The sequence below is a fragment of the Kribbella orskensis genome, assembly GCF_004342085.1.
GTDB classification, from domain to species: Bacteria; Actinomycetota; Actinomycetes; order Propionibacteriales; family Kribbellaceae; genus Kribbella; species Kribbella orskensis.
The window spans coordinates 93,206-108,669 of the sequence record NZ_SLWM01000020.1 but is presented as its reverse complement, the minus strand read 5'-3'; the positions used below and the strand labels follow the sequence as shown (position 1 = coordinate 108,669).

At 68.6% G+C, this 15,464-nt stretch carries 19 protein-coding genes; 13 read left to right on the top strand and 6 right to left on the bottom strand.

Annotated elements, in window-relative coordinates:
* Positions 1 to 6 precede the first annotated feature (6 nt).
* On the bottom strand, positions 7 to 1,332 hold the full coding sequence (locus EV644_RS34940) for a YibE/F family protein (protein ID WP_132194188.1): 1,326 nt from the start codon (positions 1,330 to 1,332) through the stop codon (positions 7 to 9).
* A 52-nt stretch (positions 1,333 to 1,384) separates the two neighbouring features.
* Here EV644_RS34940 and EV644_RS34935 point away from each other — a divergent pair, with 52 nt between their 5' ends.
* The 4 genes from EV644_RS34935 (at position 1,385) to EV644_RS34920 (ending at position 4,667) form a co-directional block, all read left to right on the top strand.
* Positions 1,385 to 2,437, top strand: a complete 1,053-nt coding sequence (locus EV644_RS34935) for a metal ABC transporter substrate-binding protein (RefSeq protein ID WP_132194190.1) — start codon at positions 1,385 to 1,387, stop codon at positions 2,435 to 2,437.
* The gene (locus EV644_RS34930) at positions 2,434 to 3,195 is read left to right on the top strand and encodes a metal ABC transporter ATP-binding protein (RefSeq protein ID WP_132194192.1); all 762 of its coding nucleotides are present in this window, start codon (positions 2,434 to 2,436) and stop codon (positions 3,193 to 3,195) included. The genes EV644_RS34935 and EV644_RS34930 overlap by 4 nt, the downstream gene beginning before the upstream one ends.
* Complete coding sequence (locus tag EV644_RS34925; protein ID WP_132194194.1) at positions 3,192 to 4,196, top strand: metal ABC transporter permease; 1,005 nt, start codon at positions 3,192 to 3,194, stop codon at positions 4,194 to 4,196. Before EV644_RS34930 ends, EV644_RS34925 begins: the two co-directional genes overlap by 4 nt.
* A gap of 69 nt (positions 4,197 to 4,265) precedes the next feature.
* Positions 4,266 to 4,667 carry a Fur family transcriptional regulator gene (locus tag EV644_RS34920; protein WP_132194196.1) on the top strand — a complete coding sequence of 134 codons (402 nt, stop codon included), beginning with the start codon at positions 4,266 to 4,268 and terminating at the stop codon, positions 4,665 to 4,667.
* Between the two features lie 220 nt (positions 4,668 to 4,887).
* Here EV644_RS34920 and EV644_RS34915 read toward each other — a convergent pair whose 3' ends face one another.
* Together EV644_RS34915 and EV644_RS34910 are read right to left on the bottom strand one after the other, a co-directional pair.
* Positions 4,888 to 5,493, bottom strand: a complete 606-nt coding sequence (locus EV644_RS34915) for an MBL fold metallo-hydrolase (RefSeq protein WP_199240164.1) — start codon at positions 5,491 to 5,493, stop codon at positions 4,888 to 4,890.
* Entirely contained in the window at positions 5,493 to 6,587 is a 1,095-nt protein-coding gene (locus tag EV644_RS34910; RefSeq protein ID WP_132194198.1) for an S-(hydroxymethyl)mycothiol dehydrogenase, read from the bottom strand. Before EV644_RS34910 ends, EV644_RS34915 begins: the two co-directional genes overlap by 1 nt.
* A gap of 249 nt (positions 6,588 to 6,836) precedes the next feature.
* On the opposite strand from EV644_RS34910, the gene EV644_RS34905 reads away from it, so the two are divergent.
* Genes EV644_RS34905 through EV644_RS34890 form a run of 4 tightly spaced genes read left to right on the top strand, consistent with a single transcriptional unit; the run spans position 6,837 to position 10,472 of the window.
* Positions 6,837 to 7,721, top strand: coding sequence for an ABC transporter ATP-binding protein (locus EV644_RS34905; protein ID WP_132194200.1), 885 nt, complete (start codon positions 6,837 to 6,839; stop codon positions 7,719 to 7,721).
* Positions 7,718 to 8,563 (top strand): ABC transporter permease, encoded by an 846-nt coding sequence (locus EV644_RS34900; RefSeq protein WP_132194202.1) that lies wholly within the window; start codon positions 7,718 to 7,720, stop codon positions 8,561 to 8,563. The genes EV644_RS34905 and EV644_RS34900 overlap by 4 nt, the downstream gene beginning before the upstream one ends.
* Before the next feature lie 44 nt (positions 8,564 to 8,607).
* Positions 8,608 to 9,825 carry a sensor histidine kinase gene (locus EV644_RS34895; protein ID WP_241999195.1) on the top strand — a complete coding sequence of 406 codons (1,218 nt, stop codon included), beginning with the start codon at positions 8,608 to 8,610 and terminating at the stop codon, positions 9,823 to 9,825.
* Positions 9,822 to 10,472: a response regulator gene (locus tag EV644_RS34890; protein WP_132194204.1), complete on the top strand. Its 651-nt coding sequence runs from the start codon at positions 9,822 to 9,824 to the stop codon at positions 10,470 to 10,472. Before EV644_RS34895 ends, EV644_RS34890 begins: the two co-directional genes overlap by 4 nt.
* A gap of 9 nt (positions 10,473 to 10,481) precedes the next feature.
* Here EV644_RS34890 and EV644_RS34885 read toward each other — a convergent pair whose 3' ends face one another.
* The 3 genes from EV644_RS34885 to EV644_RS34880 form a co-directional block, all read right to left on the bottom strand.
* Positions 10,482 to 11,273, bottom strand: coding sequence for a hypothetical protein (locus EV644_RS34885; RefSeq protein ID WP_132194206.1), 792 nt, complete (start codon positions 11,271 to 11,273; stop codon positions 10,482 to 10,484).
* Complete coding sequence (locus EV644_RS44850) at positions 11,270 to 11,434, bottom strand: hypothetical protein (protein WP_158293010.1); 165 nt, start codon at positions 11,432 to 11,434, stop codon at positions 11,270 to 11,272. Before EV644_RS44850 ends, EV644_RS34885 begins: the two co-directional genes overlap by 4 nt.
* Positions 11,435 to 11,646: 212 nt before the next feature.
* Positions 11,647 to 12,477, bottom strand: coding sequence for an isoprenyl transferase (locus EV644_RS34880; protein ID WP_199240163.1), 831 nt, complete (start codon positions 12,475 to 12,477; stop codon positions 11,647 to 11,649).
* A 166-nt stretch (positions 12,478 to 12,643) separates the two neighbouring features.
* On the opposite strand from EV644_RS34880, the gene EV644_RS34875 reads away from it, so the two are divergent.
* The 5 genes from EV644_RS34875 (at position 12,644) to EV644_RS34860 (ending at position 14,935) form a co-directional block, all read left to right on the top strand.
* Positions 12,644 to 12,850 (top strand): type II toxin-antitoxin system VapB family antitoxin, encoded by a 207-nt coding sequence (locus EV644_RS34875; RefSeq protein WP_132194208.1) that lies wholly within the window; start codon positions 12,644 to 12,646, stop codon positions 12,848 to 12,850.
* Positions 12,841 to 13,017 carry a PIN domain-containing protein gene (locus EV644_RS45660; RefSeq protein ID WP_199240162.1) on the top strand — a complete coding sequence of 59 codons (177 nt, stop codon included), beginning with the start codon at positions 12,841 to 12,843 and terminating at the stop codon, positions 13,015 to 13,017. The genes EV644_RS34875 and EV644_RS45660 overlap by 10 nt, the downstream gene beginning before the upstream one ends.
* A 24-nt stretch (positions 13,018 to 13,041) precedes the next feature.
* Positions 13,042 to 13,263, top strand: coding sequence for a PIN domain-containing protein (locus EV644_RS47945; protein ID WP_369410578.1), 222 nt, complete (start codon positions 13,042 to 13,044; stop codon positions 13,261 to 13,263).
* Between the two features lie 104 nt (positions 13,264 to 13,367).
* Positions 13,368 to 13,970 carry a hypothetical protein gene (locus tag EV644_RS34865; protein WP_132194210.1) on the top strand — a complete coding sequence of 201 codons (603 nt, stop codon included), beginning with the start codon at positions 13,368 to 13,370 and terminating at the stop codon, positions 13,968 to 13,970.
* Positions 13,964 to 14,935: a hypothetical protein gene (locus EV644_RS34860; RefSeq protein ID WP_132194212.1), complete on the top strand. Its 972-nt coding sequence runs from the start codon at positions 13,964 to 13,966 to the stop codon at positions 14,933 to 14,935. The genes EV644_RS34865 and EV644_RS34860 overlap by 7 nt, the downstream gene beginning before the upstream one ends.
* Positions 14,936 to 15,464: the final 529 nt, after the last annotated feature.

The window sequence follows — 15,464 nt, the reverse complement described above, 5'->3', positions numbered from 1 at the left end:
GCGGGATCAGAGCATCTTCTCGGCGCCGGACTCCGCACCGGGCGGAACGGACTCCGGCAAGCCGACCAGGTCGCGGGAGCGGTCGGCGACGGCCAGCGCGGCGAGCGCCGTGGTGAGCGGGACGGCGGCGATGATGCCGAGGCTTCCCACCAGGCCGCGGACGATCTCCTGGGCCACGATCTCGGTGGTGAGGACATAGCCGGTCGACACCCCGCCGATCGCGAAGGTCATCAGGATCGGCAGCGCGGCACCGGCGTACGCGAGCACCAAGGTGTTGACGACCGACGCGACGTGGGCGCGGCCGATCCGCAGACCGGCGCCGATCAGGTTCGCGCGGCCGGCTGACGGGTTCGCGGCGGACAACTCCCAGACCGCGCTCGCCTGCGTCACCGTCACGTCGTCGAGCACGCCGAGGGCGCCGATCACGATGCCCGCGACCAGCAGGCCGGTGAGGTCGAGACCAGGCACGTAACTCTTGATCGCCGACGCGCCCTCGGTGGCGAGGCCGGAGAAGTCGCCGACCTTCACGAAGGCCCAGCCGAGGAATGCCGTCAACCCCAGCGAGGCGATCGTTCCGGCCAGCGCCACCGAGGACTGGGCGTTGATGCCGTGCGTCAGATACAGGGCGATCACCATGATCACCGAGCCGCCGACCACGGCCACCAGCAGCGGATTCGAGCCCTGGAGAATCGCCGGCAGGATGAACTGTGTCAGCGTCAGCGCGGTGACGCCCAGAGCGATCAGCGCGCTGACGCCTCGCCACCGGGACAACGCGATCACCGCGACCGCGAAGATGCCGGCCAGCAGCATGAGCGGGATCGAGCGGTCATGGTCGACGTACTGGTACCTGCTCTTCAGCGGCGCGCCCTTCTGTACGCCGAGCAGCACCTTCTCGCCGACCTTGATCGGCACCGCGGCCTGCTTGCCCTTCGGTACCTCGACCGGTACTTCGAGTCCCTTGTCCGAGCCGGGCGCCTTGCGCAGTTTCACGGTCGCCAGATCACAGTCGGCCGGGGTCTTGGCGCACGGCTTGAGCGACACGACCGTGCCGCTCGCGCCGGTCTGCTCGGCCGCCGGCACCTTCAGATCACCGCCCGGCCACATCACGATCATGGCGATCACCGCGGCGGCGATCAGGGGGATCAGAAGGGCCGCGACCACTATTCGGACACGTCGGGCGACCACCGCGTCCGAGTCCACCACCGAGGTATCGACCACCGCGTCGCCATGGCCGTGACCGTGTCCGTGCCCGTGACCATGCGGAATTTCGATCCGGTGCCCGCGGTTCGACCTGTTGTCGGCTCGCCTGCGCCCGACGTTCCGCCTAGCCATCCGTCAACTCCCTGTTTTGACAACCATCCCCACTTAAATGAAAATGATTGTCATGAGATCTAGTACGCGTGCCGTCGTCGCCGGCCTTGCCGCTCTTGCCACCATCACTCTGGCAGGTTGCGACAACTCGTCCCCAGGCGGCTCCGGCGGCAAGCTCGACGTCGTCGCTTCGTTCTACCCGCTCGAGTTCATCGCGAAGTCAGTGGGGGGCGATGCCGTGAACGTCACCACGCTGACCGCCCCCGGCGTCGAGCCGCACGACCTGGAGCTCACCCCCAAGCAGGTCGGCACCATCGCCGACGCCAAGCTGGTGGTGTTCGAGAAGGGCCTGCAGCCGGCCGTCGACAAGGCCATCGAGCAGAACGCGAAGGACGCCGGTTTCGACGTAGCGCCCGCCGCCAAGCTCGAGGCCACCGGCGCGAACTTCGAGGAGCACGAGGAGGGCGAGGCGGCCGGCCCGAGCGGTTCCACCCCGAGCGGCACGACCAAGCCCGCGGCGTACGTCGAGCCGGCCACCGCCACCCAGTCCGCGGCGCACACCGAGTCCGCTGCAGACACCGAGGACGCTGCGCACACCGAGGACGCGCTCGACCCGCACTTCTGGCTGGACCCGGTCCGGTACGCCGGGGTGGTCCAGGCCGTCACCGACAAGCTGGTCGAGGTCGACCCTGCGAACGCTGCGGCCTACAAACAGCGCGCGACCACCTTGCTCGGCGAGGTCACCAAGCTCGATACGGAGTACAAGACCGGTCTGGCGGACTGCAAGCTGAAGACGTTCGTGACCAGCCACGAGGCGTTCGCCTACCTCGCGAAGCGGTACGGTCTCACGATGGTCGGCATCGCCGGTTTCACCCCGGACGCCGAGCCCACCCCGTCGCGGATCAAGGAGGTCCAGGACATCGTGCGCGAGCAGAAGGTGACCACGATCTTCTACGAAGAGCTCGTCAGCCCGAAGGTGGCCGAGTCGATCGCCCGCGACGTCCACGTCAAGACCGCGGTCCTGAGCCCGATCGAGGGGCTCTCGGACGCGAACTCCCAGGAGACCTACCTCTCGCTGATGCGCGAGAACCTGCAGGAGCTCCGGAAGGCGAACAGCTGCGCGTGACACAGGACTCAAGCTCTACGGCGAAGGCCGTCCAGGTCGCCGATCTCTCGGTCGACCTGGGCGGTCGGCTCGTACTCCGGGGCGTCGATCTGCAGATCCGCCAGGGCGAGGTGGTGGCCGTGCTCGGGACCAACGGCTCCGGCAAGTCCACCCTGATCAAGACCATCGTCGGCCTGCTCCCGGCGGCCCGGGGCGAGGTCAAGCTCTTCGGTACACCGGTGCCGCGGTTCCGCCAGTGGCAGCGCATCGGTTACGTACCGCAGCGGATCACCGCGGCGGGCGGAGTACCGGCGACTGTGCAAGAAGTCGTGTCTTCCGGGCTGCTGTCCAAGCGGCTGTTGTTCCGGCCGTTGAAGGCGATCGATCGGGCTGCCGTCGAGGAGGCGCTGGAGATCGTCGACATGGCGGACCGGCGCAAGGACGGCGTCGCCGAGTTGTCCGGCGGCCAGCAGCAGCGGGTGCTGATCGCCCGGGCGCTCGTGTCGGACCCGGACCTGCTGATCCTGGACGAGCCGACCGCCGGGGTCGACCTGGCCAGCCAGGGCATCTTCGCCGAGGCGATCCGCGAACGCGTCGCCCGCGGCACCACCGTGGTCATGGTCAGCCACGACCTCGGCCCGATGGACGCGCTGATCGACCGCTCGGTGGTACTGCGCCGCGGGCGGATCGTGTACGACGGACTGCCGCACGCCTCCCAGACGCACGCACACGTCCACCCGCACGGTTCCGCCGACGACGAGGCGGGGTGGCTGTCATGACGATGTTCGAGCTCGAGTTCATGCAGAGGGCGCTGATCGCCGGGCTGCTGACGGGGTTGTCGGCCCCGGCCATCGGCACGTATCTGGTGCAGCGCCGGCTTTCGCTGATGGGAGACGGCATCGGCCACATCGCGATCACCGGTGTCGCCCTGGGGCTTCTGACGGGGACCGCGCCGGTGCTGACCGCAGTACTGGTCGCCATCGCGGGTGCTACTGCGATCGAGCTGGTCCGGGCGCGCGGGAAGGCCAGTGGTGACGTCGCGCTCGCACTGCTCTTCTACGGCGGTATCGCTGGCGGTGTGTTGCTGATAGGCCTGGCCGGGCAAGGTGCGGCCACGCTGAACACCTATCTCTTCGGCTCGCTGACCACCGTGTCGCCCTCCGACCTGTACGTCGTCGTCGGGCTGGCCGTGACCGTGCTGGTCGTGGCGATCGGGCTGGGACCGCAGCTGTTCGCGGTGTGCCAGGACGAGGAGTTCGCCCGGGTCACCGGGTTGCGGGTCCAGCTGCTGAACCTCCTGATCGCCGTGATGGCCGCGGTCACGGTTACTGTCGCGATGCGGACCGTGGGGTTGCTCCTGGTCAGCGCGCTGATGGTGGTGCCTGTGGCTACCGCACAGCAGTTCACGCGGTCGTTCCGCACGACGTTCATGACCGCGTGTGCCATCGGGGTCACCGCCTGCCTGGCCGGGATCATCACCTCGTACAACGCGAACGTCGCCCCCGGCGCCACCATCGTCGTACTGGCCCTGGCCGGCTTCGTGCTCGCCGCCATCGCCGGCACCCTGGTACGGCGACGCCGTGGCGTCCTCGCGCCGTTGGCCGACGAGGAACCCGAGATCGGCGTACCGGAACCCGCGCCGCACGTCGTGAGCACTGCCCACCAACACGCCCATGACAAGAAGTGCGGCCACCCGGCCGTCGAGCACGGCGACCACGTCGACTACGTCCACGACGGACACCTGCACGCCTCGCATGGAGACCACTGGGATGAGCACTAGTTTGTTGACTTCTGAGAGAATTGGGCGGGTTGCCGGGGAAATCGCGGTGACGGTATGACAGGAGGAACGGTGGCCATCGGAACACGCTCGACCCGTCAGCGCGCAGCGGTCGCTTCCGCGCTCGACAATCTCGACGACTTCCGGACCGCCCAGGAGATCCACCAGGAGCTCCGCGGCGCGGGCGAGGCCGTCGGCCTGACCACGGTCTACCGGACTCTGCAGGCGCTCGCCGACTCCCGCGAGGTCGACGTACTGCGCACGGCCGACGGCGAAACGGCGTACCGGCGGTGCTCCAAGGGCCATCACCATCACCTGGTCTGCCGCAACTGCGGGCGCACCGTCGAGGTGGAGGGCCCGGCCGTCGAGCGCTGGGCGGACAAGGTCGCGGCCGAGCACGGCTACGCCGAGATCAGCCACACCCTGGAGATCTTCGGCACCTGCGCCGAGTGCCAGCAGCCCGGCCAGGCCTGATCAAGCGGGCAGGTGCCGCCGGGACGAGGCCACCACCACGCCGGGTGCATGCCAGCGTGATCAGAGCGACCCCGGCCAGCAGTACGGCGTACGGGGCGAGGCTGGCGATCGCGGCCAGGATCGGCTGGCGAGGTTGGTGAGTGGTGGCGGTCCGGCCGGGTCCGGTGCGCCGTGCCGCCTGTGGGGTTCGGCTGTGGCAGGCGGCCTGTGCGGCGGTGGGTTACTCGATGTTGCCGAGCTCTGCGGCGATTGTCGTGGTGTCGCCGTGGCCGGTGTGGACGACCGTGCCCGTGGGCAGGGTCAGGAGCTTGGTGCGGATCGACGTCAGGATCGTGGGTTTGTCCGAGTACGAGCGGCCCGTTGCGCCGGGGCCGCCGTGGAAGAGGGTGTCTCCGGTGAAGACCGCCTCCAGGTCCTCCGCGTAGAGGCAGGTGCTGCCGGGGCTGTGGCCGGGCGTGTGGATCGCGCGCAGCGTCGTACCGGCGACCTCGAAGACCGTTCCGTCCTCGAGCTCGTGGTCGGGCGCCACCTCGTACTGCGTGTCCCACAGCATCCGGTCGGCCGGGTTGAGCCAGATCGGCGCCTTGGTGGCGTCCCAGAAGCCACCAGCCGCGTTGATGTGGTCGTTGTGGCCGTGCGTGCAGACCAGGGCGACCACTCGGCGGTTCCCCACTGCCTCGACGATCGCGGCGGCGTCGTGAGCCGCGTCGATGACGAGCACCTCGTCGTCGTTGCCGACCAGCCAGACGTTGTTGTCGACGTCCCAGGTCCCGCCGTCGAGGCTGAAGGTTCCCGAGGTGATGAGGCGTTCGATCCTGGCCGTCATCAGAAGAGCACCACCGAGCGCAGTACGTCGCCGCGGTGCATCTTGTCGAACGCGGCCTCCACCTCGTCCAGCGCGATCGTCTCGGACACGAACCGGTCGAGCGGCAGCCGCCCCTGCAGGTGCAGGTCGATCAGCAGCGGGAAGTCGCGGCTCGGCAGGCAGTCGCCGTACCAGCTCGACTTGAGCGAGCCGCCCCGGCCGAAGAAGTCCAGCAACGGCATGTCGAGCTGCATCTCCGGCGTCGGCACGCCCACCAGGACCACGGTGCCGGCCAGGTCGCGCGCGTAGAACGCCTGCTTCCACGTCTCGGGACGTCCCACGGCGTCGATCACCACGTCCGCGCCGAAACCACCCGTGAGCTCCTGGACGGCTTCGACCACACCGTCGTGGTCCAGCCCCTTCGAGTTCACCGTGTGGGTCGCGCCGAGCTCCTTGGCGACGTCGAGCTTCCGCTCGTCCAGGTCGATCGCGATCACCCGGGCGGCTCCGGCGAGCCGCGCGCCGACGACGGCCGCAGTACCGACGCCGCCGCAACCGATCACGGCGACGGTGTCACCGCGGCCGACGTTGCCGGTGTTCACGGCGGCACCGAGGCCGGCCATCACGCCGCAGCCGAGCAGCCCGGCCACCTCGGGCTTGACGGCCGGGTCGACCTTGGTGCACTGACCGGCGGCGACCAGGGTCTTCTCCGCGAAAGCGCCGATGCCGAGCGCCGGCGACAACTCGGTGCCGTCGGCAAGGGTCATCTTCTGCTTGGCGTTGTGCGTGTTGAAGCAGTACCAGGGGCGACCGCGCAGGCAGGCCCGGCAGTTGCCGCAGACCGCCCGCCAGTTCAGTACGACGAAGTCGCCGGGCTCGAGGTCGGTGACGCCCTCGCCGACGGACTCGACGACACCGGCCGCCTCGTGGCCCAGCAGGAAGGGGAAGTCGTCGTTGATGCCTCCCTCCCGGTAGTGCAGGTCGGTGTGGCAGACGCCGCACGCCTGCACCTTCACCACCGCCTCCCCCGGACCCGGATCGGGGATCGTGATCTCTTCGATGGTCACCGGTGCGCCCTTGCTCAGGGCGACTACTCCACGCACGGTCTGGCTCATGTGCCCGAACCTAACCGGCGCCGCCACCTCTCGTCTGCCCCAGCGCGCGTCGTGCCGCGGATTTCCGTACTCCGGACCGCCCGCCCCCGGTACTCCGAGCCGCCGCCGGCGGGCGAATCCCCGGCGCCCGGCAGCTCGTAGTACGGGGAGCACGCGGACCGGAGTACAGAGTCTGTCCCCCGACCGGTGGACAGCCGGTCCGTCGTCCGGCGCTCCCGGGCGGGGGTGCGCGGACGGGAAGGTTGACCCATGACCGAGAACGACAACGCAGTACGGGTTCGCGGACTCGTCAAGCGCTACCCGGACAAGGTCGCCGTCGCGGGCGTCGACCTCGACATCCACCGGGGCGAGGTGTTCGCCCTGCTCGGGCCGAACGGCGCCGGCAAGACGACGACGACGGAGGTGCTGGAGGGGTACCGCCGGGCGGACGAGGGCGAGATCAGCGTGCTCGGCATCGACCCGGCCCGGGGCGACCGGCACTGGCGCAGCCGGATCGGCATTGTCGCCCAGTCCTCGCGGGACGAGGCCGAACTGTCGGTCGCCGAACTGGTCAGCCACTACGCCGGCTACTACCCCTCCCCGCGCGACCCGGAGGAAGTGATCGCGTGGGTCGGGCTGCAGGAGAAGCGCAAGACGCGGACCCGCAAACTGTCCGGCGGTCAGCGCCGACGGCTCGACGTCGCGCTCGGCGTGATCGGGAACCCGGAACTGCTGTTCCTGGACGAGCCGACCACCGGGTTCGACCCCGAGGCCCGCCGCCAGTTCTGGACGCTGATCGAGAACCTGCGCACCGAGGGCACCACCATCCTGCTGACCACTCATTACCTGGACGAGGCTGAGCACCTGGCCGACCGGGTCGGCGTGATCGCGGACGGCCGGATGATCGAGATCGGTACGCCGGAGACGCTCGGCGGCCGCGGCGCCCGCACCGCGCGGGTGTCCTGGCTGGACGCCGACGGAGCGCACGAAGTACGGACCGACAGGCCGACCGCGGAGGTCGCGGCGTTGAGGGCGCGGTTCAACGGCGAGGTACCCGAGCTCGAGGTGCGCCGGCCGAGCCTGGAAGACATCTACCTGGAACTGATCGCGTCCGTGGGCGCCGAGCCCGCTGTCCTCGAAGGAGCCGTCCGATGAGCACGACGACCACCACGACCGCGCCGACGCGCACCGCCAAGCCGTTGCCGACGCCGCTGAAGGTCGGCCTGTCGCGGACCGGGCTGGAGGTGAAGCAGTTCTTCCGGGAGAAGGAGCAGCTGATCTTCACCTTCTTCTTCCCGATCATCTTCCTGGGCATCTTCTCCGCCGTCTTCAGCGGTACGGAATTCGCCGACGGCGTGGACGCGGCGACCTACTTCACGCCGGGCATGATCGCCTCCGGCATCTTCCTGACCAGTTTCCAGTCGCTCGCCATCACGATCGCGATGGAGCGCGACGAGGACCTGCTCAAGCGGCTGCGCGGTACGCCGATGTCGCCGCAGTCCTACTTCATCGGCAAGATCGGCCTGGTCCTGGCGACGTCGGTCATGCAGTTCGCGTTGCTGCTGGTGATCGCCGGGCTCGCGCTCGGGGTGGACCTCCCGACGGAGCCGGTGAAGTGGCTGAACTTCGTCTGGATCTTCGTGCTCGGTACGGCGTCGGGGTCCGTGCTCGGCATCGCGTTCTCCGTCGTACCGAAGTCCGGCAAGGCTGCCTCTGCTGTCGTCACCCCCGTGGTCCTGCTGCTGCAGTTCATGTCCGGCGTGTACTTCGTCTACGGCAGCCTGCCGGCCTGGATGCGGACCGTCGCCGAGTTCTTCCCGCTCAAGTGGCTCGCCCAGGGCATGCGGTCGGTGTTCCTTCCGGACAGCTTCGAAGCGAACGAACCCGGCGGCTCCTGGCAGCTGGGCACCGGCGCGATCGTGCTGAGCCTCTGGCTGGTGGCCGGACTCCTGATCGCCCAGCGGGTCTTCCGCTGGACCCGCCGGGACGCCGGCTGACCGTCATGTGCGAGCGGCGGCGGTACTGGAGCAAGATAGTGACCATGCAGCCCACCAGCGACAAGGTCGACCAGCCGGTCTGGATCCGCACGTTGGTCGCCTGGCACATCGCCTTCTGGACACTGCTGGGCGTCACCGCGATCGCCTCGCTGATCCCGGACCTGAGCAGCCGGGACCAGCTCGTCTACCTGGGCCTACTGGCCACTCTCGCGCTGGGCTACCAGTTCGTCGCCAAGCCCGCGATGCTCTCCCACCGCCTGCTGCCGTCGCACTTGTACCGGCTGCTGATGATCGTGTGCGTCGCCGGAGCGGTCGCGATCTATCCGCAGTCGGTGTTCATCCTGTTCATCGTGTCCCCGCAGATCTGGCTGCTCAGCAACCGGGTCCGCGACGCCATCTTCTTCAGCTTCCTGCTGCTGGCGACGGTCGGCGCGGCCCAGCTCTGGTCGGCCGGCTGGACGCTCGACGCGTTCTGGGAGATCTTGCCGTGGATGCTGATCAGCCTGGTGGTCAGCATGTTGCTCGGCATCTGGATCGAGAAGGTGATCACCCAGAGCGAGCAGCGTGCCGAGCTGATCGAGCAGCTCGAGGCCGCCCGGGACGAGCTCGCCGACGCGCACCACACGGCAGGTGTGATGGCCGAGCGCGAGCGGATGGCCCGCGAGATCCACGACACCCTGGCGCAGGGCATGACGTCGATCGTGATGCTCGCGCAGACCGCGGCCGTGGAGCTGTCCCGGGGAGCCACCGATCCCGCCGCCGCCCGGCTGGCCGCGATCGAGGACACGGCCCGGGAGAACCTGGCCGAGGCGCGGGCACTCGTGGCCGCGTTCACCCCGGTGGCGTTGTCCGGCGCCACGCTGACCGAAGTACTGCGCCGGCAGGCCGAGCGCTTCACAGCGGAGACGGGAGTCGACGTACAGGTGTCTCTCGACATGCCGGACGACGAGGTGGCCGCGTTGCCGCAGGGACAGCAGGTCGTGTTGCTGCGGGCGGCGCAGGAGTCGCTGGCGAACGTCCGCAAGCACGCCGGAGCCACCCGGGTGCGGATCACGTTGGGCATGTCGGCCGACGGGGTGGCGATCGAGATCAGCGACGACGGGTCCGGGTTCGAGCCGTTGGCGCCGGCTGCCGGGTACGGACTGGCGGCGATGCGCGGACGCGTCGAGGAGTCCGGCGGCACGGTGCAGGTCGACAGCGCCCCGGGCCGCGGTACCCGCGTGCAGGTGCTCGTCCCAGCCACAGGTCAGGAGAATTCGTGACGGACAACGTGCGCGTGCTGGTGGTCGACGACCACCCGGTGGTTCGCTCCGGGCTGATCGGCATGCTGGCCGTCACGGACGACATCGAGGTGGTCGGCGAGGCAGGCGACGGCGAGGAAGCACTTGCCCTGGTCGAGTCCACCCGGCCGGACGTGGTCCTGATGGATCTGCGGATGCCTCGCCGTGACGGCGTCTCCGCGACCGGCGCGATCGTGTCGGGCTATCCCGCGACGAAGGTGCTGGTGCTGACGACGTACGACACCGACACGGACATCCTGCACGCGGTCGAAGCCGGCGCTGCCGGGTATCTGCTGAAGGACACCCCGCACGCTGAACTCCTGGACGGGATCCGCGCCGCATCCCGTGGTGAGACAGTCCTCGCACCACCGGTCGCAGCCCGGTTGATGAGTCGCCTCCGTACTCCGGCCGCCCCCACCGGGGTACAACCGTCCCCGCGCGAACTGGAGGTCCTGGCAGCGGTCGCCCGGGGCCTGAGCAACGCCGAGATCGGCCGCGAACTCTTCATCGGCGAGGCCACGGTGAAGACCCACCTCCAACGCCTCTTCACCAAACTAGACGTCGACGACCGCACCCGCGCGGTGACAGTCGCCTTGGAACGAGGCCTACTACCGTCGCCCCGCCGCTAAGCCCGGCATCTACCTGTCTCGGTCCGCGCCCTGGGTCGGGCCGGTTGACCGGTGCCTCAGGTCCTGCTCGGCGGCGCCTTCGCTGACACGTTGCGCAGCGGCCGGCGTCGGGTTCAGCCCGGCACGCGCCGCCGTCGCCAACTCGACGCTCTCCCGCGCGGCGGCGTTGGCCTCCTGGCCAGCATCCTCGAGACCCTGCTGGAGACCGCGCAACCCACCGCGGACGTCCATCACCCCTTCGTCGACGTACCGACCGGCGCGCCTGATCGCGTCGGCTGCCTCTTCGCGATCCTGCACGCGCTCGGGAGACTGACGCAGCCGGTCGAGATCCCGGCTCGTCTCCGTCAGCCGCTCGCCCGCGCGGTCAGTACCCCGCCCAGCCGCCTCGACGACCTCACTCAGCGAATCCAGCCGATGCCGCAACCGCGTCGTCGCCTCACCCTGCTGCCCCGGCAGCTGCTCGAGCTCCCCGAGCGACCGCCGTCCCGCTTCCAGCGCGCCGGAGGCCCGGCCCAACTGTCGCCGGACTTCGTCGAGCCCCTCGTGCCCACGCCCGATCCGCCTGCCGATCTCCCCGGCCGCTTCCTGGGCATACATCATCTGGCGATCCGGCAGGTCCGAGTCGTACATCCGGTTGGCCTGGCTGGCGAGCTCGCCGATCTCGTCCTCGGCCCGCCGCAACCCGGCGTCGACGTCCTGCGCGGCATCCGCTGCCAGCGTCAACGCCGTCTTCGCCGTAACCAGCGCGCTCGCGGTCTCGTCGGTCAGCTGGGCCGCGGCCTGCTCCTGCTGGGTGCTCATCGTCCCGCGTCCTCGTGCCCGGCGAGCTTGTCGTCCTCGGCGATCGCCTTCCGCAGCATCGACTCGACGTCGCGGATCTCCTTCCGCGTGGCTCGAAGACTAGGGTCCGGCGCCTGCTCGTCCGGTACTCCGGGCATCGGCTCCGTCGGCTGATCCTGCACGCTCGGCCCTTCCTCTCGATCACGCTGAACAATCCCAAGGAGCCTAGACGCCCCGCGGTCCACCGTCGTTCCCACCAGATGCGCCCTCGCGGAACATCCTGCGCGAGGTTGCGACTGCTTGCGCAGTACCGGCAACTGCACCCCGCCCGCGCAGTACCGGTGTCCGAGCGTCGGCACAGACGAGTGCGGTCGCCCCGCGTACGCAGTACTGGTCAGGCGGGCTTGACCTCGTTGGGGATGGCGCCGCCGTAGCGGCGGTCGCGCTGGGCGTAGAGCTCGATCGCGCGCCAGAGGTCGCGGCGGTCGAAGTCCGGCCAGAGCGTGTCGAGGAAGACCATCTCGGCGTACGCGAGCTGCCACACCAGGAAGTTCGAGGTGCGCTGCTCACCCGACGAGCGGATGAACAGGTCGACCTCGGGGATGTCCGGCGCGTAGAGATGCCGCGCGATCGTCTTCTCGGTGATGCGATCCGGCTTGAGCTTGCCCGCGGCAACTTCCGCCGCGATCGACTTCATCGCGTCGGCGATCTCCGCCTGCCCGCCGTAGTTCACGCAGAACTGCAGCGTGATGGTGTCGTTGTCCTTGGTCCGCTCCTGCGCGTACTCGAGCTCGGAGATCACGCTCTTCCACAGCCGCGGCCGCCGCCCCGACCAGACCACCCGCACGCCCATCGCGTCGAGCTCGTCGCGCCGCCGGTGGATCACGTCCCTGTTGAACCCCATGAGGAACCGGACCTCCTCCGGCGAGCGAGCCCAGTTCTCGGTCGAGAACGCGTACGCCGAGATGTACTTGACGCCGATCTCGATCCCGCCCTTGATCACATCCAGCAGCGAAGCCTCGCCGGCCCGGTGCCCCTCGGTCCGCGGCAGATTCCGGGCCTTCGCCCACCGCCCGTTCCCATCCATCACGATCGCCACATGCCTCGGCACCAACTCCCGCGGAATCGCCGGCGGCCTGGCCCCCGAAGGATGCACCTCCGGCGCCACCACCGGCCCCCGCCGACCCAACCCCACCACACCCCGACGACGACCAATAGGCGACATACCCAGATCTTCTCTCATCTCCGTCCTACCCCCAGCAACGCCCCAGGCAGTTGTCCACAGGCCCTCCGACGGCAGCCTCGAGATCCTGTCAGGCTGGGTCTCGTCACTGTCCGCGATCGAGGGAGACATACGCCTTAGCGCCATTTGTATATACGGAGGTGCGGCGATGACCAAGACGCTGATCGACATCGACGATGCCCTCCTCTCCAAGGCAGCCGAGGCGCTCGGGACCACCACCAAGAAGGACACCGTCAACACCGCGCTGGCCGACGTACTGCGGACGCGCGCGGCCGGTCAGTTCCTGCAATCCGCTCAGGACGGCCTGTACGACGATCTGCTCGACCCCGAGGTGATGAAAGGCGCATGGCGGTAAGGCGCTTCCTGGTCGACAAGAGCGCGCTGGCCCGGGCCGGGAGTCCGCCCGTCCAGCCGGTCCTCGCACCACTGCTGGAACGCGGTCTGCTCGCGATCTGCGGCGTGATCGAACTGGAGATGCTCTACGGCGCCCGCAACGGTGACGCTCATCAGCAGATGCGGTAGGAACTCGAGTCAGGCCTCGAGTGGCTGGCGACCGAAGACGCCGACTTCCGCCGCGCGACGGAGGTCCAGGGGCTCCTGACCACGACGGCGAAGCACCGAGCGGCCTCGATCCCCGACCTCCTGATCGCCGCCGTCGCCGAACGCCACCGCGTCACGCTCCTCCACTACGACGCCGACTTCGACCTGATCGCTCGCCACACGGCCCTACCGGCCCGCTGGATCGTCCCCCGAGGCACCCTCCCCTGACCCACCTGCAACTACCTGCAGCCTGTGGACAATGTCCGCGATGAACACCCTTCGTATGGCAACCTTGTACGGCCTGCAACACCCAGCGAACGGAGCCCTCCCGCATGATCCGCCGACCGCTTCTCCCCGCCGCGGCTCTGTGCGCCACCCTCGCCCTGACCGCCTGCAACCACTCCCCCGAAGCCGGTCGCCCAGACACCACCCCACCTAGCACCCCGACATCCGCCACACCGACCGCATCAGCCACCCCGAAATACACAGCCGAAGAAGAGGCCGCAATCGCCGCAGCCAAAGCCCGGTACGTCGCCGCCCGGACCGCGGTCATGGTGGCGCTGCGGAATCCGCGGAAGGCGACCAGAGCCGCGCTGCTCCAGGCCGGCAATGGCGACCCTTGGCTGATCTCGATCCTTGGGGAGGTCAAGTTCCAGACAGACCACGGCTGGCATCTGACCGGTGATGTCAAGATCACCCCGCTCAGCCAGGCGGTGAAGCTCGACGGTGAGCGACCACAGGTGGATCTCGTCTCGTGTCTCGACGCCTCGACGGTATCGACCAAGTACGAGGCGACGGGCAAGCCTGTCCCGGCGGGCAAGAACGACGGACCGCGACACAAGGTTCAAGCCCGTCTCGTGTACGCGCCACCGACCGGCAAAGTCGCGAAGATGTGGTTCCTCATCGAAGAGAAGCGCGTAGCAGGCAAATGCTGACGCTCTTTGCGCGCGTCCTGATGGTCAGTGCATTCCTCCTGGCCTTGGCCCCGAGTCCCTTGGCGGTGGCCGGCACCTCTGAAGATCCGGTCCTGGTGGAGCAGTGCTCGACCGTCACCTCGATCTGCACGTACTACCTGGAGTCTGTCGTCAACCTTGACGGGAGCGAGACCAAGAAGGCCGGTGCGGCCGGCAAGCGTGTCTGTGAGTTCGGTGGTGCCGCGCAGGCCTGCACTTCTGCCCTCGGTAACTGGTCGAACGGCCAGCAGTGCTATCTCCAACGCCTGGAGCCGCAGCCGCTGTTCTCGGATCCGGCGTGGCAGGGCCATACCGATGGCGCGGTGTGGGCTTGTGTGCGGGAGCAGGGATACGACGAAGGGCGGCATTTGGTGACTAGGTGGGTTTGGTTGCCGGGGGCGCCGGACACGGTGGTGGCTGATCCGGTGACGTTGGCTTATCAGGCCATCCCGGAGATGCAACTTGCGCCTCCGCAGGTTAAGAGTGCGCCGGGGGTTGGGCAGGTTGGGTTGGTGAATATGCCTGTGTGGTTGTGGGTGGTGAGGTCGGAGAACACGTGGGGGCCGATCGAGCGGGAAGCCAGTGTGCCGGGGTTGACGGTGACTGCCAGGGCGCAGGTTAAGGCGATCAATTGGAACATGGGGGACGGGAAAACGATCCGTTGCGAGGGAGCCGGCACGGCGTACAGCAAGGCGATGGGGGTCAAGGACTCGCCGGACTGTGGGCATCGGTATCGGAAGACTTCGCGGGAGCAGACCGGCTGCAAGTACAAGGTGACTGCTACGGCTGAGTGGGATATCACCTGGCAGAGCACGCTTGGGGACACCGGGCAGATCGCGATGACGCAGCAGGCCTCGACCCAGATGCAGATTGGTGAAGCTATCCCGGTGCTTGTTGATCCGGATGGGGATCAGGCCAGTCAGCCGAGCCAGTCTGCCGGATGCTGATCAGCTGGCAGGTCAGCACGTTCTGCCGCTCGCTCGTTGGTGCACCGACCTCGACGACGGCCAGTACTCCGTCCGCCAGCGGGAGACCAGCGCCTCAGTCCTCGGGGAGACGAGGAAGATGCATTCGGCGGAGCCCGCGGGGAGGTCTGAGGCGGAGCGGGTTGAAGGTCGCGGAGTGGGGCGTACCGAGCGACAGGCGGTACCGAGCTGCTTGCTGAGGTTCCGGGCGTGAGCCGGCCGTCGGCGGGATCTGCGCGGCGGGTACTTCCTGTTCTTCGGTACGCCGACGGTCCCCGGGATGGGTTTCGCCCGGTGGGTGGTGGGTTGCGCCGGGTCAGGAGCTGGTGCCGGCAGCTTGGTCGATCACTGGCTGGCTGTTCGAAGGCTGGCGGCTTGTAAGGCGCCAGCGGCCGAGCAGCCCGTCATCGGACGGCTGGATCGCCGGCCTGGAGCCGATGCTGTGCGGTTGTGGGGGCCGGGGACACACCCTGGGGATCTGGGACAGGATATTCGAGGCCGCACCTGTGCA

What these genes read in the sequence shown, in the direction of transcription:
- EV644_RS34940 (WP_132194188.1), bottom strand. Translation starts at nt 1,332, where the DNA reads ATGGCTAGGCGGAACGTCGGGCGCAGGCGAGCCGACAACAGGTCGAAC.
- EV644_RS34935 (WP_132194190.1), top strand. Translation starts at nt 1,385, where the DNA reads ATGAGATCTAGTACGCGTGCCGTCGTCGCCGGCCTTGCCGCTCTTGCC.
- EV644_RS34925 (WP_132194194.1), top strand. Translation starts at nt 3,192, where the DNA reads ATGACGATGTTCGAGCTCGAGTTCATGCAGAGGGCGCTGATCGCCGGG.
- EV644_RS34915 (WP_199240164.1), bottom strand. Translation starts at nt 5,493, where the DNA reads ATGACGGCCAGGATCGAACGCCTCATCACCTCGGGAACCTTCAGCCTC.
- EV644_RS34910 (WP_132194198.1), bottom strand. Translation starts at nt 6,587, where the DNA reads ATGAGCCAGACCGTGCGTGGAGTAGTCGCCCTGAGCAAGGGCGCACCG.
- EV644_RS34905 (WP_132194200.1), top strand. Translation starts at nt 6,837, where the DNA reads ATGACCGAGAACGACAACGCAGTACGGGTTCGCGGACTCGTCAAGCGC.
- EV644_RS34900 (WP_132194202.1), top strand. Translation starts at nt 7,718, where the DNA reads ATGAGCACGACGACCACCACGACCGCGCCGACGCGCACCGCCAAGCCG.
- EV644_RS34895 (WP_241999195.1), top strand. Translation starts at nt 8,608, where the DNA reads ATGCAGCCCACCAGCGACAAGGTCGACCAGCCGGTCTGGATCCGCACG.
- EV644_RS34885 (WP_132194206.1), bottom strand. Translation starts at nt 11,273, where the DNA reads ATGAGCACCCAGCAGGAGCAGGCCGCGGCCCAGCTGACCGACGAGACC.
- EV644_RS34880 (WP_199240163.1), bottom strand. Translation starts at nt 12,477, where the DNA reads ATGTCGCCTATTGGTCGTCGTCGGGGTGTGGTGGGGTTGGGTCGGCGG.
- EV644_RS34875 (WP_132194208.1), top strand. Translation starts at nt 12,644, where the DNA reads ATGACCAAGACGCTGATCGACATCGACGATGCCCTCCTCTCCAAGGCA.
- EV644_RS45660 (WP_199240162.1), top strand. Translation starts at nt 12,841, where the DNA reads ATGGCGGTAAGGCGCTTCCTGGTCGACAAGAGCGCGCTGGCCCGGGCC.
- EV644_RS34865 (WP_132194210.1), top strand. Translation starts at nt 13,368, where the DNA reads ATGATCCGCCGACCGCTTCTCCCCGCCGCGGCTCTGTGCGCCACCCTC.
- EV644_RS34860 (WP_132194212.1), top strand. Translation starts at nt 13,964, where the DNA reads ATGCTGACGCTCTTTGCGCGCGTCCTGATGGTCAGTGCATTCCTCCTG.